Source organism: Enterobacter cloacae complex sp.6700776, assembly GCF_048284255.1.
Taxonomy (GTDB): Bacteria; Pseudomonadota; Gammaproteobacteria; order Enterobacterales; family Enterobacteriaceae; genus Enterobacter; species Enterobacter intestinihominis.
In genome coordinates this window covers 242,083-260,651 of sequence record NZ_JBLVYK010000002.1, presented here as the reverse complement: position 1 = coordinate 260,651, position 18,569 = coordinate 242,083, and the positions used below count along the sequence as shown (strand labels likewise).

Annotated in this window: 13 protein-coding genes; 3 read left to right on the top strand and 10 right to left on the bottom strand. The window is 56.1% G+C overall.

Features of this window, described 5'->3' with window-relative positions; all coding sequences use genetic code 11:
* Window positions 1-8: 8 nt before the first annotated feature.
* Window positions 9-1,406, top strand: coding sequence for an MFS transporter (locus tag ACNQ0T_RS05245; RefSeq protein WP_032626005.1), 1,398 nt, complete (start codon window positions 9-11; stop codon window positions 1,404-1,406).
* Window positions 1,407-1,423: 17 nt separating this feature from the next.
* On the opposite strand, the gene queE is transcribed toward ACNQ0T_RS05245, so the two are convergent.
* From queE to ACNQ0T_RS05230, 3 genes are read right to left on the bottom strand one after another with little or no spacing between them, the layout of a single operon-like run.
* The gene (queE, locus tag ACNQ0T_RS05240) at window positions 1,424-2,095 is read right to left on the bottom strand and encodes a 7-carboxy-7-deazaguanine synthase QueE (protein ID WP_006811780.1); all 672 of its coding nucleotides are present in this window, start codon (window positions 2,093-2,095) and stop codon (window positions 1,424-1,426) included.
* Between the two features lie 54 nt (window positions 2,096-2,149).
* The gene (locus tag ACNQ0T_RS05235; protein ID WP_063163539.1) at window positions 2,150-2,857 is read right to left on the bottom strand and encodes an N-acetylmannosamine-6-phosphate 2-epimerase; all 708 of its coding nucleotides are present in this window, start codon (window positions 2,855-2,857) and stop codon (window positions 2,150-2,152) included.
* Window positions 2,857-4,416 carry a maltose/glucose-specific PTS transporter subunit IIC gene (locus ACNQ0T_RS05230; RefSeq protein ID WP_126315138.1) on the bottom strand — a complete coding sequence of 520 codons (1,560 nt, stop codon included), beginning with the start codon at window positions 4,414-4,416 and terminating at the stop codon, window positions 2,857-2,859. The genes ACNQ0T_RS05235 and ACNQ0T_RS05230 overlap by 1 nt, the downstream gene beginning before the upstream one ends.
* Before the next feature lie 166 nt (window positions 4,417-4,582).
* On the opposite strand from ACNQ0T_RS05230, the gene ACNQ0T_RS05225 reads away from it, so the two are divergent.
* On the top strand, window positions 4,583-5,407 hold the full coding sequence (locus ACNQ0T_RS05225) for a MurR/RpiR family transcriptional regulator (protein WP_015571725.1): 825 nt from the start codon (window positions 4,583-4,585) through the stop codon (window positions 5,405-5,407).
* 52 nt (window positions 5,408-5,459) lie between these two features.
* On the opposite strand, the gene eno is transcribed toward ACNQ0T_RS05225, so the two are convergent.
* From eno to rlmD, 5 genes are all read right to left on the bottom strand, one after another.
* Window positions 5,460-6,758 carry a phosphopyruvate hydratase gene (eno, locus tag ACNQ0T_RS05220; RefSeq protein ID WP_022649201.1) on the bottom strand — a complete coding sequence of 433 codons (1,299 nt, stop codon included), beginning with the start codon at window positions 6,756-6,758 and terminating at the stop codon, window positions 5,460-5,462.
* An 82-nt stretch (window positions 6,759-6,840) separates the two neighbouring features.
* On the bottom strand, window positions 6,841-8,478 hold the full coding sequence (pyrG, locus tag ACNQ0T_RS05215) for a glutamine hydrolyzing CTP synthase (protein WP_417929708.1): 1,638 nt from the start codon (window positions 8,476-8,478) through the stop codon (window positions 6,841-6,843).
* 223 nt (window positions 8,479-8,701) lie between these two features.
* Window positions 8,702-9,493 carry a nucleoside triphosphate pyrophosphohydrolase gene (gene mazG / locus ACNQ0T_RS05210; protein ID WP_022649203.1) on the bottom strand — a complete coding sequence of 264 codons (792 nt, stop codon included), beginning with the start codon at window positions 9,491-9,493 and terminating at the stop codon, window positions 8,702-8,704.
* 66 nt (window positions 9,494-9,559) lie between these two features.
* Window positions 9,560-11,791, bottom strand: coding sequence for a GTP diphosphokinase (relA, locus tag ACNQ0T_RS05205; RefSeq protein ID WP_022649204.1), 2,232 nt, complete (start codon window positions 11,789-11,791; stop codon window positions 9,560-9,562).
* 51 nt (window positions 11,792-11,842) lie between these two features.
* Window positions 11,843-13,141, bottom strand: a complete 1,299-nt coding sequence (gene rlmD, locus ACNQ0T_RS05200) for a 23S rRNA (uracil(1939)-C(5))-methyltransferase RlmD (RefSeq protein WP_193543170.1) — start codon at window positions 13,139-13,141, stop codon at window positions 11,843-11,845.
* A gap of 57 nt (window positions 13,142-13,198) precedes the next feature.
* On the opposite strand from rlmD, the gene barA reads away from it, so the two are divergent.
* Entirely contained in the window at window positions 13,199-15,958 is a 2,760-nt protein-coding gene (gene barA, locus ACNQ0T_RS05195) for a two-component sensor histidine kinase BarA (RefSeq protein WP_022649206.1), read from the top strand.
* 49 nt (window positions 15,959-16,007) lie between these two features.
* On the opposite strand, the gene ACNQ0T_RS05190 is transcribed toward barA, so the two are convergent.
* Both ACNQ0T_RS05190 and gudD read right to left on the bottom strand, forming a co-directional pair.
* A complete protein-coding gene (locus ACNQ0T_RS05190) occupies window positions 16,008-17,153 on the bottom strand; it encodes a glycerate kinase (protein WP_045308740.1) in 1,146 nt (381 codons plus the stop codon).
* A 77-nt stretch (window positions 17,154-17,230) separates the two neighbouring features.
* Window positions 17,231-18,568: a glucarate dehydratase gene (gene gudD, locus ACNQ0T_RS05185; protein ID WP_417929705.1), complete on the bottom strand. Its 1,338-nt coding sequence runs from the start codon at window positions 18,566-18,568 to the stop codon at window positions 17,231-17,233.
* Window position 18,569 lies beyond the last annotated feature (1 nt).

Below are 18,569 nucleotides of genomic sequence, written 5' to 3'. Positions count from 1 at the left end.
GCTGCATTATGAGTACCGTTTCCCTGACAGACGCATCCGCCTACGCCGGTAACGATCGGCTGCTGGCGGGTATCGTCATGAGCGTTCTGACCTTCTGGCTGTTTGCCCAGTCGGTTATCAACGTGGTTCCGGCCATGCAGAATAGCCTCGACATTGCCCTCGAAACCCTTACGCTGGCCGTCAGCCTGAGCGCGTTGTTTAGCGGCTGTTTTGTCGTAGCCTGCGGTGGGTTTGCCGATAAGTTTGGGCGCATGCGCCTGACCATGACAGGCCTGATTTTGAGCATGATCGGAAGCGGTCTGCTGTTCATTTCATGGGAGCCCGTCCTGTTTCTGTTGGGAAGAGCGATACAGGGGCTATCCGCGGCCTGCATCATGCCCGCCACGCTGGCGCTGATTAAGACCTGGTATGAAGGGAAAGCACGCCAGCGCGCAATCAGCTTCTGGGTTATTGGTTCATGGGGCGGGAGTGGCCTGAGCTCGTTTGTGGGAGGCGCCATCGCCACCACGCTGGGCTGGCGCTGGATTTTTATTTTGTCGATAGTGGTGGCTCTGGTCGCGCTATTGCTTATCCGCGCCACGCCGGAAAGCCGCAGCCCTGATGCGTGTCGACACAAGCTGGATATCAGCGGCCTGGTGAGTTTTGTCCTTATGCTGGTGCTGTTCAATCTGTTTATCAGCAAAGGACACAGCTGGGGCTGGAGCAGCAGTTTATCGCTTCTTGTACTGTGTGGAGCCGTGATTGCACTGATGTGCTTTGTCGTTACCGGGCGGCGGAAGGGCGATGCGGCATTGATCGATTTCGCCCTGTTTAAAAACCGTGCCTATAGCGCCTCGGTATTCTCAAATTTCCTGCTCAACGGCTGCATTGGCACCATGATGATCGCCAGCATCTGGTTGCAGCAAGGCCATCATCTGTCACCGCTACAGACCGGTATGATGACGCTGGGGTATCTGGTTACCGTACTGGCGATGATCCGGGTGGGTGAAAAACTGCTTCAGCGCTATGGCGCCAGGCTGCCGATGATGACCGGCCCGCTGCTGACCGCAACAGGTATTACGCTGATTTCATGCACCTTCTTAAGCAAAGAGGTCTACATTGTCACCGTCTTTCTGAGCAATATTTTATTCGGGCTGGGGCTCGGATGTTACGCCACGCCCTCAACGGACACGGCGGTAATGAATGCCCCTGAAAACAAAGTGGGGGTGGCTTCAGGGATCTATAAGATGGGCAGTTCCCTGGGCGGCGCAATGGGGATCGCGGTCACCGCATCGCTATACGCCCTATGGCTGCCGATGGGAACGGCCAGTGCCGCGCAGTATGCCTTGCTGTTCAACAGTGCGATTTGCCTTGGGTCGGCAGTCGTGACCTGGGCTTTACTGCCAACAACAAAAGCCCCGCGTTAAGCGGGGCCACACAAGTATCAGGCAATGTTCAGATATTTGTGCGTCTGCATCGACAGGCGCCAGTTGCGGGCGATACAGGTTTCAATGCACAGACGGGTTGCATCGTCTTTCTGGCTGATAGGCTGTAGCGCGATCACGCGCTGCTTTTCGTCCGTCAGCGTCGCCAGCAGTTCGTCCAGCGCTTCGATGTCACGCACGCGCCCCACCGGATGTTTGATCTCATCCGCACGCTCAAGCGCCTGCGACAACACGTCATAACCGCCACGCATATTCACTTTCGGTGAAACCGTTACCCACGTTGAATGGGAGCAGCGCACTTCATGGGTACCGCTGGTTTCGATCTGACAGCTATAGCCGTTCTTCTCGAGCAGTTCGGTGAGGGGCATCAGATCGTGAATGCAGGGTTCCCCGCCGGTGATCACCACATGCCGCGCCGTCCAGCCCTGACGACCAATAATGGCAAGCAGATCTTCCGCGCTGCCCGCGCCCCATTTATCGCTCTCTTTGGTTTTAGCCAGAATGCTGAACAGCGACACTTCCCGATCTGCGAGCTTATCCCACGTATGTTTGGTATCACACCAGGCGCAGCCAACCGGGCATCCCTGTAAACGAATAAAGATAGCGGGAACGCCGGTAAAGTAACCCTCGCCTTGCAGGGTCTGGAACATCTCGTTAATCGGGTACTGCATAGTCAACTCTGTTAAGGGAATAAACGATAAGTATCGCAGATCCCCGTCAGATGATCATGCTCCATCGGTGCTTTGCGCGCCAATTGCCGCCATAAACCGTTCCGTAATTTGCTGCGGTCGGGTGATCGCCCCGCCGACGACAACCGTATGCGCACCCAACTCCAGACACCTGGCCGCGCGATCGGGGGTATCCACGTTACCTTCGGCAATCACGGGGATCGTGACGGCAGACAGCACCTCTTTCAAAAACGCGCAGTCATTTTCCGGTAGCGAATGGCCCGCGGTCTCTGCCGTATAACCGTAAAGGGTGGTTCCGACACAATCAAACCCCAGCGCCTGCGCGGTCACGGCCTCCTGCACGGTGGCAATATCCGCCATCAGCAGCAGCGAAGGGTAACGGGTGCGGATCTGCGCGATCAGCATGCCTAGCGATACGCCACCGGGCCGTTTCCGGGCGGTCGCATCCAGCGCAACGATGTCCGGGGCGACCGCCATCAGCTCATCCACTTCTTTGAGCGTCGCGGTGATAAACACCTCGCTATCCGGATAGTCCCGTTTGATGATGCCGATGACCGGCAGTGAGACCAGCCCTTTGATAGCCTTGATATCCACCACGCTATTGGCGCGGATCGCAGCGGCACCGCCCTGGGCTGCCGCCAGCGCCATTCGCGACATAATAAACGGGCTGTGCAGCGGTTCATTTTCCAGCGCCTGGCAGGAGACGACCAGTTTTCCTTTCAGGTTATCCAGTACAGTTTTCATTACGATAAGATCTCTTCCACTTCGTTTTTGATAAGGGTGACGTGCGGGCCATAGATGACCTGGACACCGTTGCCGCGGACGATAACGCCGCGCGCGCCGGTCGCTTTCAGTGCTGCTTCATTAACTTTGCTACCGTCTTTCACCGTGACGCGAAGACGCGTGGCGCAGCAGTCAACGTCATCCAGATTGTCTCTTCCACCCAATCCGGCGATCACCGCCGCGGCACGCTCGCTTTGCGGCAGGGTAGCCTCGTCAGCCAACGCCTCCTTTTCACGGCCCGGCGTGGCAAAATCAAAACGTTTAATCAGATAGCGGAAAGTACAGTAGTAAAGGAAGAACCACGGTACGCCTACCAGCGGGACGAACATCCAGTTAGTTTTCGCTTCACCCTGCAAAATGCCGAACAGCACGAAATCTATAAACCCGCCGGAGAAAGTTTGCCCGATGGTGATATGCAGCATGTGCGCGAGCATAAACGCCAGCCCGTCAAACAGCGCATGAATGACGTACAGCACCGGCGCAATAAACAGGAATGAGAACTCGATGGGCTCGGTAATGCCCGTCAGGAAAGAGGTTAACGCCGCTGACAGCAGCAGCCCGGCTACGCGCTTCTTGTTCTCGGGTTTAGCCGTGTGGTACATCGCCAGGCAGGCGCCCAGCAGGCCAAACATCATCGTAATAAAGCGCCCGGACATGAAGCGCGACGTGCCCTCATAGAAGTGCTGGGTGTTCGGGTCCGCGAGCTGGGCAAAGAAGATCCGCTGCGTGCCCTCAACCAGGTGACCGTTAACAATTTCACTGCCGCCAAGCGCGGTGGTCCAGAACGGCAGATAAAAGATGTGGTGCAGGCCAAACGGGCCAAGCATGCGCAGGATGAAGCCGTACAGCAATGTCCCCAGATAGCCGGTGGCATCCACCAGACCGCCAAGGCCAAAGATCAGCTTCTGAAAATGCGGCCAGACCACGGTCATCAGCGCGCCGACGAGTATCGCCGCCAGCGAGCTGATAATGGGAACGAAGCGTGAGCCGCCAAAAAAGCCCAGAAATTGCGGAAGCGCGATTTTATTAAACCGATGATGCAGTGCGCAGGTCACAAGCCCAATAACGACCCCACCAAACACGCCCGTTTCAAGCGTCTGAATACCCAGCGTCATGCCCTGCCCTACGGCGCCCGGGTTCTCATGCGCCAGTTTTCCGGTCAGGATCAGCAGTGCATTGATAGTGGCATTCATCACCAGATAAGCGAGTAATGCCGCCAGCCCTGCCGTACCTTTATCATTTTTTGCCAGCCCAACGGCGACCCCAACAGCAAACAGTACCGACAGGTTTGCGAACACAATCGAGCCTGCACTGCTCATGATGGTAAAGATGGCCTGTAGCCAGCCAACGTCTAAAAATGGATACGCGGTTAGCGTATTCGGATTCGATAGCGCCCCGCCGATCCCCAGCAACAGACCTGCTGCGGGCAGTATGGCGATGGGTAACATAAAGGATTTGCCAAAGCGCTGCGCTTTTTCAAACCATCCGCCGGAAGACGCTCCGCTGAACATTTGCATCATTTTTTTATCCCCCTGGTTGTTGATGAAAATTTTTACCACATATAATTTTAATTGTGAAAATTACCACCAAAAACCAGGACGCCGATCATACTTTTTCGAAATGACTGGCATCTCTCCCCCGCTTTCCGCCACACTAGTTGGCAGAGAAACGCATTAAGGATCTAGCATGTCGGACCATGAAAACCTGCTGCTGAAGCTACGCCAGGAGGCTTCCGGGTACAGCCCAACGCAACAAAAACTGGGGGAGTTTGTTCTCAACGATCCTGCCAGGGTGCTCTACCTGACGATCACCGAGCTGGCGCGTGAAAGCGGCACCAGCGAGGCCAGCGTCACACGCCTTTGCCGCACGCTGGGCTGTAAGGGATATAACGAATTTAAAATGGCGCTTGCGCTGGATATTCAGCAGGGTTTGCCAGAGCGTCAGGCAGGAGATGCGATAGATAACGTGGTGGATGAGTCTGTCCAGGCGCTGCAAGATACCGCAAAACTCCTCGACCGGGCCCAGCTTGAACAGGCGACACTGGCCCTGCATCAGGCGCAATCAGTGCAAATTTACGGGGTGGCGGCCAGCGCGATTCTGGGGGAGTATTTGCATTACAAGCTGCTGCGACTCGGCAAACCTGCACAGCTGTTTAGCGATATGCATCGCGCCGCCATGAATGCGACGACGCTCTCGAAAGAGACGCTGGTGGTGGCCATCTCAAGTTCTGGCTCTACACGGGATCTGCTTCACGTGGTGAAACTCGCCCGCAAGCGTGGCGTTAAGGTACTGGCGCTCAGCAATACACCCCGCAGCCCGCTGGCCTCCCTGAGCGATTTACAGCTGGTTGCAGCCAAGCCCGAGGGACCGCTGAGCGCGGGTGCGCTCAATGCCAAGGTTGGCGTGATGCTGCTGGTTGAACTGCTTACCACTTCCCTTATTGCAGTAGACAGCCATTACGGTGACGTAAGCCAGCAAACGGCCAGCGCCACGCTGCCGCTTCTGCTATAGAAAACAAAAAACCCGCCGAAGCGGGTTTTTTCATAAGAACGAAAGTTCAGGCTTATGCCTGGCCTTTGATCTCTTTACGACCGTTGTAAGGTGCTTTTTCGCCCAGCGCTTCTTCGATACGAATCAGCTGGTTGTATTTAGCAACACGGTCAGAACGGCTCATAGAACCGGTTTTGATCTGGCCAGCAGCGGTACCCACAGCCAGGTCAGCGATGGTAGCGTCTTCAGTTTCGCCAGAACGGTGAGAGATAACAGCGGTGTAGCCAGCGTCTTTCGCCATTTTGATCGCAGCCAGCGTTTCGGTCAGAGAACCGATCTGGTTGAATTTGATCAGGATGGAGTTAACGATGCCTTTCTCGATGCCTTCTTTCAGGATCTTGGTGTTGGTTACGAACAGATCGTCACCAACCAGCTGGATTTTGTCGCCCAGTACTTTGGTCTGGTATGCGAAACCATCCCAGTCAGACTCGTCCAGACCGTCTTCGATAGAAACGATTGGGTACTGTTTGGTCAGGTCTTCCAGGAAGTGGGTGAACTCTTCGGAGGTGAATGCTTTGTTGCCTTCGCCAGCCAGAACGTATTTACCGTCTTTGTAGAATTCAGATGCTGCACAGTCCATCGCCAGGGTGATGTCTTTGCCCAGCTCGTAGCCTGCTGCTTTAACCGCTTCAGCGATAACAGCCAGCGCTTCTGCGTTAGAACCCAGGTTTGGCGCGTAGCCACCTTCGTCACCAACAGCAGTGTTCATACCTTTAGCTTTCAGAACTTTAGCCAGGTTGTGGAACACTTCAGAACCCATACGCACCGCTTCTTTCAGGGATTTCGCGCCAACAGGCTGAATCATGAATTCCTGAATATCAACGTTGTTGTCTGCGTGCTCACCACCGTTGATGATGTTCATCATTGGTACAGGCATGGAGTATTTGCCTGGGGTGCCGTTCAGTTCAGCGATGTGCTCGAACAGTGGCATACCTTTAGCAGCAGCTGCTGCTTTGGCGTTCGCCAGGGAAACTGCCAGGATTGCGTTCGCACCGAAGTTAGATTTGTTTTCAGTACCGTCCAGATCGATCATGATCTTATCGATGCCAGCCTGATCTTTGGCATCTTTGCCAACGATAGCCTGAGCAATAGGACCGTTAACAGCGCCAACCGCTTTCAGTACGCCTTTGCCCATGAAACGGGATTTGTCGCCATCACGCAGTTCCAGCGCTTCGCGGGAACCTGTAGATGCGCCTGATGGAGCAGCAGCCATACCGACGAAACCACCTTCCAGATGAACTTCGGCTTCAACGGTCGGGTTACCACGGGAGTCGATGATTTCACGACCGATGACTTTAACGATTTTGGACATTAGATTTTCCTCAGTACAAGTTAAACTAAAACTCCAGACAAACAACGCGTACCAGGGGTACGCGTTGCCGTTCTAACTTTTTTTACTTCGCCTGACGCTTCTGGTACTCGCTGGCGGCTTTCACGAAGCCTGCAAACAGCGGATGCCCGTCACGCGGCGTTGAAGTAAATTCCGGGTGGAATTGGCAGGCCACAAACCACGGATGGTTTGGCACTTCGATGATCTCGACTAACTGATCATCCCCGGAACGGCCTGCAACACGCAGACCTGCAGCTTCAATTTGTTTCAACAACATGTTGTTGACTTCATAGCGGTGACGATGGCGCTCGGTAATCACCGGCTCGCCGTACAGCTTGCGAACCACGCTATTGTCTGACAGCTGGCAGGCCTGTGCGCCAAGACGCATGGTGCCACCCAGATCGCTCTTCTCGGTACGGACTTCGACGTTACCGTCTTCGTCGCGCCATTCCGTAATCAGCGCCACGACAGGGTACTTACAGTCTGGCACAAATTCCGTAGAGTTCGCGTTTTCCATTCCCGCTACGTTGCGCGCAAATTCAATCAGCGCAACCTGCATACCCAGGCAGATGCCGAGGTATGGAATATTGTTTTCACGCGCATAGCGTGCAGTGGCGATCTTGCCTTCAACACCACGGTAGCCGAAGCCGCCAGGGATGAGAATCGCATCCAGATCTTTGAGAATTTCAACGCCGCGCGTTTCAACATCCTGCGAATCAATCAGCTTGATGTTGACGGAGACGCGATTCTTCAGACCACCGTGCTTCAGCGCCTCGATAACTGACTTATAGGCATCCGGCAGTTCAATATACTTGCCGACCATACCGATAGTCACTTCGCCGCCCGGATTGGCTTCTTCGTAAATCACCTGCTCCCATTCAGACAGGTTAGCTTCCGGACAGTTCAAGCTGAATCGTTTACAAATATAATCGTCCAGACCCTGTGATTTCAACAGGCCCGGGATTTTATAAATGGAATCGACGTCTTTCATTGAAATAACGGCTTTTTCAGGCACGTTACAGAACAATGCAATTTTCGCGCGTTCGTTCGCTGGAATCGCACGATCGGAACGGCAAACCAGGATATCAGGCTGAATACCGATGGAGAGCAGCTCTTTAACAGAGTGCTGAGTCGGTTTGGTTTTCACTTCACCTGCTGCCGCCATGTAAGGCACCAGCGTCAGGTGCATGAACAGCGCGTTCTCACGACCAATATCTACCGCCAGCTGACGAATCGCTTCGAGGAACGGCAGGGATTCGATATCCCCTACGGTACCGCCGATTTCAACCAGCACAACGTCATGCCCTTCGCCACCGGCAAGGACACGCTCTTTGATGGCGTTAGTGATGTGTGGGATGACCTGCACGGTCGCGCCCAGGTAGTCACCACGGCGCTCTTTACGCAGAACGTCAGAGTAGATACGGCCAGTCGTAAAGTTGTTACGACGGGTCATTTTGGTACGGATGAAACGCTCGTAGTGGCCAAGATCCAGATCGGTTTCAGCGCCGTCTTCAGTAACGAACACTTCCCCGTGTTGGGTTGGGCTCATGGTGCCTGGATCGACGTTGATGTACGGATCCAGTTTCATCATGGTCACATTGAGGCCACGGGCTTCAAGAATGGCTGCGAGGGAGGCTGCGGCAATGCCTTTACCCAGAGAGGATACGACCCCGCCGGTCACAAAAATATAGTTCGTTGTCATGCTGAACCTGAGAAGTTAGGGTGAAACGATGGAATAACCAGGACGGGAAAGTAGTATACCCGAACACGACGAGCGCCACAAACTTTCATTCTCCGTCTCCTTCCCAGGCCATGACAAACATAAGGAGTGAGAAAATAGCCCCTTTTGGGTAAATGTTTTTGACGCAAATCAAGCGCTTGTCATTTAAAAAATCACACAAATTGCGCTTGATCGCAAAATTTCGTTAGAGATCATGTTCCTGGCGTTTTACTTCCTGCCAGACTTCTTCCATCGCCTCGAGGTCAATGCCGCTCATTTCCAGGCCGCGCGAGGCCACAATCCGCTCAACTTCGCGGAAGCGACGTTCGAATTTAATGTTCGCTTTTTGCAGGGCGGTTTCCGCTTTTACACCGAGGTGGCGAGAAAGGTTGACGGTCGCGAACAGCAGATCGCCCATCTCCTCTTCCAGCTTTGCTTCATCCACAACGGCCTGCTGCGCTTCATGCATCACTTCGTCGATCTCTTCGTGCACTTTTTCCAGCACCGGGCCGAGAGAGGTCCAGTCAAACCCTACCGCCGAGCAGCGCTTTTGAATTTTGTGCGCGCGCATCAGCGCAGGAAGGTTCAGGGGAATGTCGTCCAGCGCCGAGTGCTGGGATTTTTCAGCGCGTTCGGCGCTTTTGATCTGCTCCCAGCGCGCCAGCACTTCCGCACTGTTGCCTGCGGAGGCATCGCCAAAGATATGCGGATGACGGCGCTCCAGCTTGTCGCTGATAGCGGCGCAGATGTCGTCAAAGTTAAAGCGCCCCTCTTCCTGCGCCATCTGTGCGTAGAACACCACCTGGAACAGCAGGTCGCCCAGCTCACCGCGCAGGTCGTCGAAATCTTCGCGCGAAATCGCATCCAGCACTTCGTAGGTTTCTTCCAGCGTGTAAGGCGCAATGGTGGCGAAAGTCTGCTCTTTATCCCACGGGCAGCCGTTTTCCGGGTCGCGCAGGCGTTTCATGATGCCAAGCAGGCGGTCGATTTGAGTCATAGTTCTGTCCTGATGTCAAAATGCCGGGTGGCAGCGTTGCCTTACCCGGCCTACAGAAGAGGATGTTCAGCCGCCGTGCAGACGACGCGCGTCAATCACATCCGGCACCTGGTTCAGTTTACCGAGCACCCGGCCCAGCACCTGCAGGTTATAGATTTCGATGGTCATATCGATGGTGGCAAGCTGCTCGCGGGTATCGCTGCGGCTGGCAACGCCCAGCACGTTGACCTTCTCGTTGGCGAGAATGGTGGTGATGTCGCGCAGCAGGCCACTGCGGTCGTTGGCAGTGACGCGCACCACCAGCGAGTAGCCAGCGGAGTAGCTTTCACCCCAGACGGCTTCCACGATACGTTCCGGCGCATGCGATTGCAGCTCAGCAAGCTGATCACAGTCGGAGCGGTGAATTGAGATCCCGCGCCCCTGGGTGATAAAGCCGACAATATCGTCACCCGGTATCGGCTGGCAGCAGCGGGCAATATGGTGCATGAGGTTACCCACCCCTTCAACCACCACGCGGCCATTGTCCTTGCTGCGCTGCTGCGGAGCGTAGGTTTTCTGCTGGAGCTGTTTCAGCGCTGCCGCATCCTGCTCTGCCGCGCTTGGCTTGTTGAACTGCGCTTGCAGGAAGTTCACCATCTGGTTCAGGCGGATATCGCCGCCGCCAATCGCCGCTAACAGTTCGTCGAGCTCGTTGAAGTTGTAGCGCGGCAGCAGGAACTTCTCCGCCTCTTTCAGGTTTATCCCGATATGCTCCAGCTCGTCGTCAAGGATCTGACGACCGGCAAGGATATTCTTGTCACGATCCTGCTTGCGGAACCAGGCGTGAATTTTAGAGCGCCCGCGGCTGGTGGTCACGTAACCGAGGTTTGGATTCAGCCAGTCGCGGCTTGGGTTTGGCTGCTTCTGGGTGATGATTTCAATCTGGTCACCCATCTGTAGCTGGTAGGTAAACGGTACGATACGTCCGCCGATCTTCGCCCCGATGCAACGGTGCCCCACGTCGCTGTGAATGTGGTAGGCGAAATCGAGCGGCGTAGAGCCTGCCGGCAGATCAACCACATCCCCTTTCGGGGTAAAGACGTAGACGCGATCGTCGAAGACCTGACTGCGCACTTCGTCGAGCATTTCGCCGGAGTCGGCCATCTCTTCCTGCCACGCAATCAGCTTACGCAGCCAGGCGATACGGTCCTCGTGTCCGGAGCGCGCGCCGCCGGAAGTGCCTTCTTTGTACTTCCAGTGCGCGGCGACGCCCAGTTCGGCGTCTTCGTGCATCTGTTTAGTACGGATCTGAATTTCCACAGTTTTGCCGCCGGGGCCAAGCACCACGGTGTGGATGGACTGATAGCCATTCGGTTTGGGGTTCGCGACGTAGTCATCGAACTCATCCGGCAGATGGCGGAAGTGAGTATGTACTATCCCCAGCGCGGCGTAGCAATCCTGGAGACGCTCCGCCACGATACGCACGGCGCGCACGTCAAACAGCTCGTCAAAGGCGAGATGTTTCTTCTGCATTTTGCGCCAGATGCTGTAGATGTGCTTCGGACGCCCGTAGACCTCGGCGCGCACATTCTCCTCTTTCATCGACTGGCGCAGCCCGCTGACAAATTCCTCGATATAGTGTTCGCGGTCGATGCGGCGTTCGTGCAGCAATTTTGCAATGCGTTTGTATTCCGCCGGATGCAGATAGCGGAAGCAGTAATCTTCCAGCTCCCACTTCAGTTGCCCGATACCCAGACGGTTCGCCAGCGGCGCATAGATATTCGTACACTCTTTGGCGGCCAGGACGCGCTCGTCTTCCGGCGCATCCTTCACTTCGCGCAGATGGGCAACCCGTTCGGCCAGCTTGATCACCACGCAGCGAAAATCATCCACCATCGCCAGCAGCATGCGGCGGACGTTATCCACCTGCTCGGAAGAGACAGAATCCGTTTGCGCGGCTTTCAGTTGACGGATGGCGGCCATATCACGCACGCCGTGGATGAGCGCCACGACGGACTGGCCGACGCTTTCACGCAGCACGTCTTCCGTCACCACGTTAGCATCTGCCAGTGGGAACAGCAGCGCGGCCTGTAGCGTTTCGATATCCATGTTAAGCATGGAGAGAATTTCAACCATCTCCACGCCGCGCCACAACAGCAGTTCAGCGTCCGGATGCCCCTGCGTTGTGCGTAAACAATAGGCCCAGGTTTCGGTTAAGCGTTCACACGACTGCTGGCTGGAAATCCCCAGACTTGCGATCCATTTTTGAGGGTCAAACTCACCAGCTTTATTTAAATGTGCACTTCTTACCGCAACCATCGTCCTCTCCTTTAGGGACAAGGGCCTGTCGAAGTCGACAAGCCAAACTCATTAGATGTGCTCGAACAACACCATTGATTCCAGATGTCCAGTGTGCGGGAACATGTCCAGCATTGCCAGACGCCGAATCTGGTAACCCCCGCTCAATAATGCTTCGCTGTCACGGGCCAGCGTCGCCGGGTTACAGGAAACATAGACCACGCGTTCAGGCGCGAGTTTAATTATATGCTGCATCACGCCCGGCGCACCTGCGCGCGCCGGATCGAGCAGGATCTTATCAAAGCCCTGCTTAGCCCACGGTTGCTGAGTAACATCATCCTCAAGATTTTGATGAAAGAATGTCACATTTTGCAAGCCGTTCTGTTGGGCGTTCTCCTGGCCTTTCGCCACCAGCGCCTCAACGCCTTCCACCCCGACCACGCTTGCTGCTTTGCGGGCCAGCGGCAGGGTAAAGTTACCCATACCGCAGAACAGATCGAGCACCCGATCGGTGGGCTGAACGTCAAGCCACGCCAGCGCGTTCGCCACCATCTGCTGGTTCACGCCGTCGTTGACCTGGATAAAATCCCGCGGGCTGAACGTTAAGCGTAGCCCGTCTGACGCATACCAGGGCGCGTCTCCGCTAACCTGCTCAAGTATCTCGCTTTGCGGCGCGAGGAAAAGCGCAAGCTCATGAGAATGCGAAAAGCGTTCCAGTTTTTCGCGATCTGTCCTGGACAGCGGTGCGGTGTGGCGCAGCACCATCAGCGGGCCGCCGTTGGCCAGCACCAGTTCGACATGGCCAAGCGAACGCACACCATCCAGCGATGCAAGACAGTGGTGCACGGCCGGGAGCAGTGCCTCAAGTTGGGGCACCAAAACAGGGCATTGCGTGATGGAGACGATATCGCTGGAGCTGGCTTTGCGAAAACCCATCTCCAGCCGTTCAGTTTTTGGCTGGTAGCTTAGACTCAGGCGAGCGCGGCGACGGTAGCCCCACGGCTGGTCAGCAACGATGTCACTGACGTCATGTTTTAGCAGGCGGGCCAGCGCGTTGCTTTTACTTTTTTGCTGTAATTCTGTGCTGGCATGCTGTTGCTGACAGCCTCCGCAAACGCCAAAATGGGGGCAGCGAGGCGTCACGCGCTCCGGGCTATCATTAAGACGGCGCTTGACCTGGCCGCGCGCATACTGGCGTTTGTCTTCCGTCAGCGTAATATCTGCGCGTTCTCCTGGCAGCAAACCTGTGATAAACAGTGTCTTACCCTTGTGACGCGCTACCCCCTGTCCAAAAGGATCGAGGTCAGAGGCTTCAACAGTTATGATCTGACGCGTCGTCACGCGTCGTTTTGCAGAGTAGAATTGCGCCATCGCCGAGATTGTTCTCAAATAAACATAATTAGCCTGATTGTCCCATAACGGAACTCCATGACCAACTACAGCCTGCGCGCGCGCATGATGATTTTGATCCTCGCTCCTACCGTTCTCATCGGTTTGCTGCTGAGCATTTTCTTTGTGGTGCATCGCTATAACGATTTGCAGAGACAGCTTGAAGATGCCGGGGCCAGCATTATCGAACCGCTGGCCGTCTCCAGCGAGTACGGTATGAACCTGCAAAACCGTGAATCCATTGGTCAGTTAATCAGCGTGCTGCACCGCCGTCATTCAGAGATTGTGCGCGCCATTTCCGTTTACGATGAGCATAACCGTCTTTTCGTCACCTCGAATTTCCATCTGGATCCCACGTCGCTGAAAATCCCGGAAGGTACCCCTTTCCCGCGTCATCTCACGGTCCTGCGGCGCGGCGATATCATGATCCTGCGCACGCCGATTATCTCAGAAAGCTATTCACCCGACGAATCCGCCCAGTCCGATGCGAAGTCCAGCAATAATATGCTGGGATATGTGGCGCTGGAGCTGGATCTCAAGTCGGTGCGGCTCCAGCAGTACAAAGAAATATTCATCTCCGGCGTGATGATGCTGTTCTGTATCGGCATCGCGTTGATCTTCGGCTGGCGGCTGATGCGCGACGTCACGGGGCCTATCCGTAACATGGTGAATACCGTTGACCGGATCCGCCGGGGTCAGCTGGACAGCCGCGTGGAAGGCTTCATGCTCGGCGAGCTGGATATGCTGAAAAACGGCATCAACTCAATGGCGATGTCGCTGGCGGCTTATCACGAAGAGATGCAGCACAACGTTGACCAGGCCACCTCTGACCTGCGCGAAACGCTGGAGCAGATGGAGATTCAGAACGTGGAGCTGGATCTGGCGAAAAAACGCGCTCAGGAGGCGGCCCGTATTAAGTCTGAGTTTCTGGCGAACATGTCGCATGAGCTGCGCACGCCGCTGAACGGGGTGATTGGCTTCACCCGTCTGACGCTCAAAAGCGAGCTCAACCCGACCCAGCGTGACCACCTGCATACCATTGAACGCTCAGCCAACAACCTGCTGACCATTATTAACGACGTACTGGACTTCTCGAAGCTGGAAGCGGGCAAGTTGATTCTGGAGAGTATCCCCTTCCCGCTGCGCAGCACACTGGATGACGTGGTCACGCTTCTCGCCCACTCCTCGCATGATAAGGGGCTGGAACTGACGCTCAATATCAAAAATGACGTACCGGATAACGTCATTGGCGACCCGCTGCGCCTGCAACAGGTCATCACCAATCTGGTGGGCAACGCGATTAAGTTCACCGAGAGCGGCAACATCGACATTCTGGTCGAAAAAAGGGCGCTCAGTAATAATAAGGTCCAGATTGAAGTTCAGATCCGGGATACCGGCATCGGCATTCCGGAGCGCGATCAGTCGCGTCTGTTCCAGGCGTTCCGCCAGGCCGATGCGAGCATTTCCCGTCGGCACGGCGGAACGGGCCTGGGTCTGGTGATCACCCAAAAGCTGGTGAAAGAGATGGGAGGCGATATCTCCTTCCACAGCCAGCCTAACCGGGGCTCGACCTTCTGGTTCCATATCAATCTTGATCTTAATCCGAACGTGCAAACCGACGGTCCGGTCACCGACTGCCTGAAAGGGATGCGTCTGGCCTATGTGGAACCGAACGCCGCCGCGGCGCAGTGTACGCTGGATGTATTAAGCAGCACGCCGCTGGAGGTGGTCTACAGCCCGACCTTCTCCGCGCTGGCGAACGATCATTACGATATTCTTTTGCTGGGGATTCCGGTGACGTTTACCGGAGAACTGACCATGCAGCAGGAACGGCTGGCGAAGGCGGCCTCAATGACGGACTACCTGCTGCTGGCTCTGCCGTGCCACGCCCAAATCAACGCCGAAGAGCTTAAAAACGACGGGGCGGCGGCATGTCTGCTGAAACCCCTCACCGCCACACGGCTGTTACCTGCGTTGACCGAATATTGCCGTCTGACGCATCAGTCCCTGCCGCTGGAAAACGACGAACATAAGCTGCCGATGACGGTGATGGCCGTGGATGATAACCCGGCAAACCTTAAGCTGATTGGCGTGCTGCTTGAGGATCAGGTTCAGCACGTTGAACTGTGTACCAGCGGCGCCGAAGCCGTAGAACAAGCCAAACAGATGCAGTTTGACCTGATCCTAATGGATATTCAGATGCCGGGCATGGATGGCATCCGCGCCTGCGAATTAATTCGTCAGCTTCCGCACCAGCAGCAGACGCCGGTGATTGCCGTGACGGCGCACGCGATGGCGGGACAAAAAGAGAAACTGCTGGGTGCGGGCATGAACGATTATCTGGCGAAACCGATTGATGAAGAGAAGCTGCACAGCCTGCTGCTGCGCTACAAACCGGGGCACATTGGCGGGACGTACACCATTTCAGCTGAATCGCCGGAAATCAGCGTTAACCAGAATGCCACGTTTGACTGGCAACTGGCGCTGCGCCAGGCAGCAGGCAAAGCCGATCTGGCCCGCGATATGCTGCAAATGCTGGTGGACTTCCTGCCTGAGATCCGTAACAAGGTTGAAGAACAGCTGGTGGGCGAAAACCCTGAAGGGCTGCTGGAGGCCATCCATAAACTGCACGGTAGCTGCGGCTACAGCGGCGTGCCGCGGTTGAAAAATCTCTGCCAGTTGCTTGAACAGCAGCTCCGCGCGGGTACGCCAGAATCCGATCTTGAGCCGGAGTTTCTGGAGCTGCTGGACGAGATGGACAACGTGACGCGGGAAGCGATGAAGGTGTTGGGAAGCTAAGAAAAAGCCCGGTGGCGCTTCGCTTACCGGGCCTACAGGAGCACGAACGTTAACGCGACATCCCCTGCCCCACCTTTATGGCCGCCGCAATATTCCTTGCGGCCATCTGTACATTCTGTTGCGCATTTTCCAGCGCATCCTCCAGCGAGCAGATGGTGTAAATCACGCTGAATACCGCATCCAGTCCGTGCTCGTGCACCACGCCAACATCCGCCGTCAGGCTGCCGGCAATGCCGATAACCGGTTTGTTATAGCGTTTCGCGACTCTCGCCACGCCAACGGGCACTTTGCCGTGGATCGTCTGGCTGTCGATACGCCCTTCGCCCGTGATCACCAGATCGGCGTCCGCGACCTGTTCATCGAGATGCAGGGCATCGGTGACAATCTCAATTCCCCGACGAAGCTGCGCCCCGCAAAATGCATACAGCGCCGCCCCCATTCCGCCAGCTGCTCCGCCCCCCGCCAGGTTTAAGACGTCAATGTCCAGATCCCTGGCGATAATGTTTGCGTAATGCGCAAGCGCGTTGTCCAGCGTCCTGACCATCTCCGGCGTCGCCCCTTTCTGCGGACCGAATACCGCAGAAGCGCCAGTCTCGCCGATCAGGGGGTTGGTCACATCGCAGGCCACTTCAATTCGACAGTCTGCCAGCCGCTCATCCAGCCCACTAAGATCGATATGCGCAAGGCTTGCCAGTTCGCCGCCGCCCGGCCCAACGGGCTGTGCTTTCGCATCCAGCAGTTTTACGCCCAGCGCCTGCACCATGCCTGCGCCACCGTCATTGGTCGCGCTGCCTCCAATGCCAATAATGATATGCTTAACGCCCGCATCCAGCGCATGACGGATCAGTTCCCCGGTCCCCCACGAGGTGGTGATTAACGGGTTACGCTTTGCAGGAGCAACAAGCTCCAGACCGCTCGCGGCCGCCATCTCGATAAACGCGCTTTTCCCGTCTCCGGATAACCCGAAAAACCCTTCCACGCGTTCTCCCAAAGGCCCGGTAACGGGAACATGGACAAGACGCCCATGGGTGGCTGCAACCATAGCTTCCACCGTCCCTTCGCCACCATCGGCAACCGGTAATTTGACGTACTCCGCTGAGGGGAAAATTTCGCGAAAACCGATCTCTATCGCTGTCGCCACCTCCAGCGCGCTCAAGCTTTCCTTATACGAGTCCGGAGCGATAACAATTTTCATAAGCCATCCTTACGCATGTTAGTTACGTTAAGCATACACCACGTAAGGGACCGCTCATGGGAGCGGTCCCAGTTGGCTTATCGTACCATGCACGGACGTTTATTGTCGAATGACCACTCTGGGATCAGGTACTGCATCGCCAGCGCATCATCACGTGCGCCCAGCCCGTGTTTCTGGTAAAGCTCGTGCGCTTTCATGACCTGATCCATATCCAGTTCAACGCCCAGCCCCGGCGTAGCTGGAACCTGCACCATCCCCCCCTTGATCTCAAACGGCTGTTTGGTCAGGCGCTGATTGCCCTCCTGCCAGATCCAGTGGGTGTCGATAGCGGTAATGTTGCCCGGCGCAGCAGCCGCTACGTGGGTGAACATCGCCAGCGAGATGTCGAAGTGGTTGTTGGAGTGCGAGCCCCAGGTCAGGCCGAACTCATGGCACATCTGCGCCACGCGAACCGAGCCCTGCATCGTCCAGAAGTGCGGGTCTGCCAGCGGAATATCCACCGATTGCAGCGAGAGCGTGTGCCCCATCTGGCGCCAGTCGGTCGCGATCATGTTGGTGGCGGTTGGCAGCCCGGTGGCGCGACGGAACTCCGCCATCACTTCACGTCCAGAGAACCCCTGCTCTGCGCCGCACGGATCTTCCGCGTAGGCCAGCACGCCTTTGAGCTGCTTACCGATTTTGATCGCCTCATCAAGGGACCAGGCACCGTTCGGATCCAGCGTGACGCGCGCCTGCCGGAAGCGCTTCGCCAGCGCGGCAATCGCCTCAGCTTCTTCTTCACCCGCCAGTACGCCGCCTTTCAGCTTGAAGTCATTAAAGCCATATTTTTCATACGCGGCTTCAGCCAGGCGCACCACCGCATCCGGGGTCATCGCTTCATCGTGACGCACACGATACCAGTCGCATTTTTCGTCCGGCTGGCTCTGGTACGGCAGCGGGGTGAGTTTGCGGTTGCCGATAAAGAACAGGTAGCCGAGCATTTCCACTTCGCTGCGCTGCTGGCCGTCGCCCAGCAGGGAGGCGACATTGACGCCCAGATGCTGGCCTAACAGATCCAGCATCGCGGCTTCAATGCCCGTGACCACATGGATAGTGGTACGCAGATCAAACGTTTGCAGACCACGGCCACCCGCATCACGATCGGCAAAGGTCGTACGCACGCTGGTCAGTACATTTTTGTACTCGCCCAGCGTTTTACCCACCACCAGCGGAATGGCGTCCTCCAGCGTTTTACGGATCTTCTCCCCGCCCGGGATTTCACCGACACCGGTATGCCCTGAGTTGTCCTTGATCACCACAATATTACGGGTGAAGAACGGCGCATGGGCGCCGCTCAGGTTCATCAGCATGCTGTCATGTCCCGCGACAGGAATGATCTGCATGGAGGTGACTACAGGGGTAGAAAATGTGCTCATC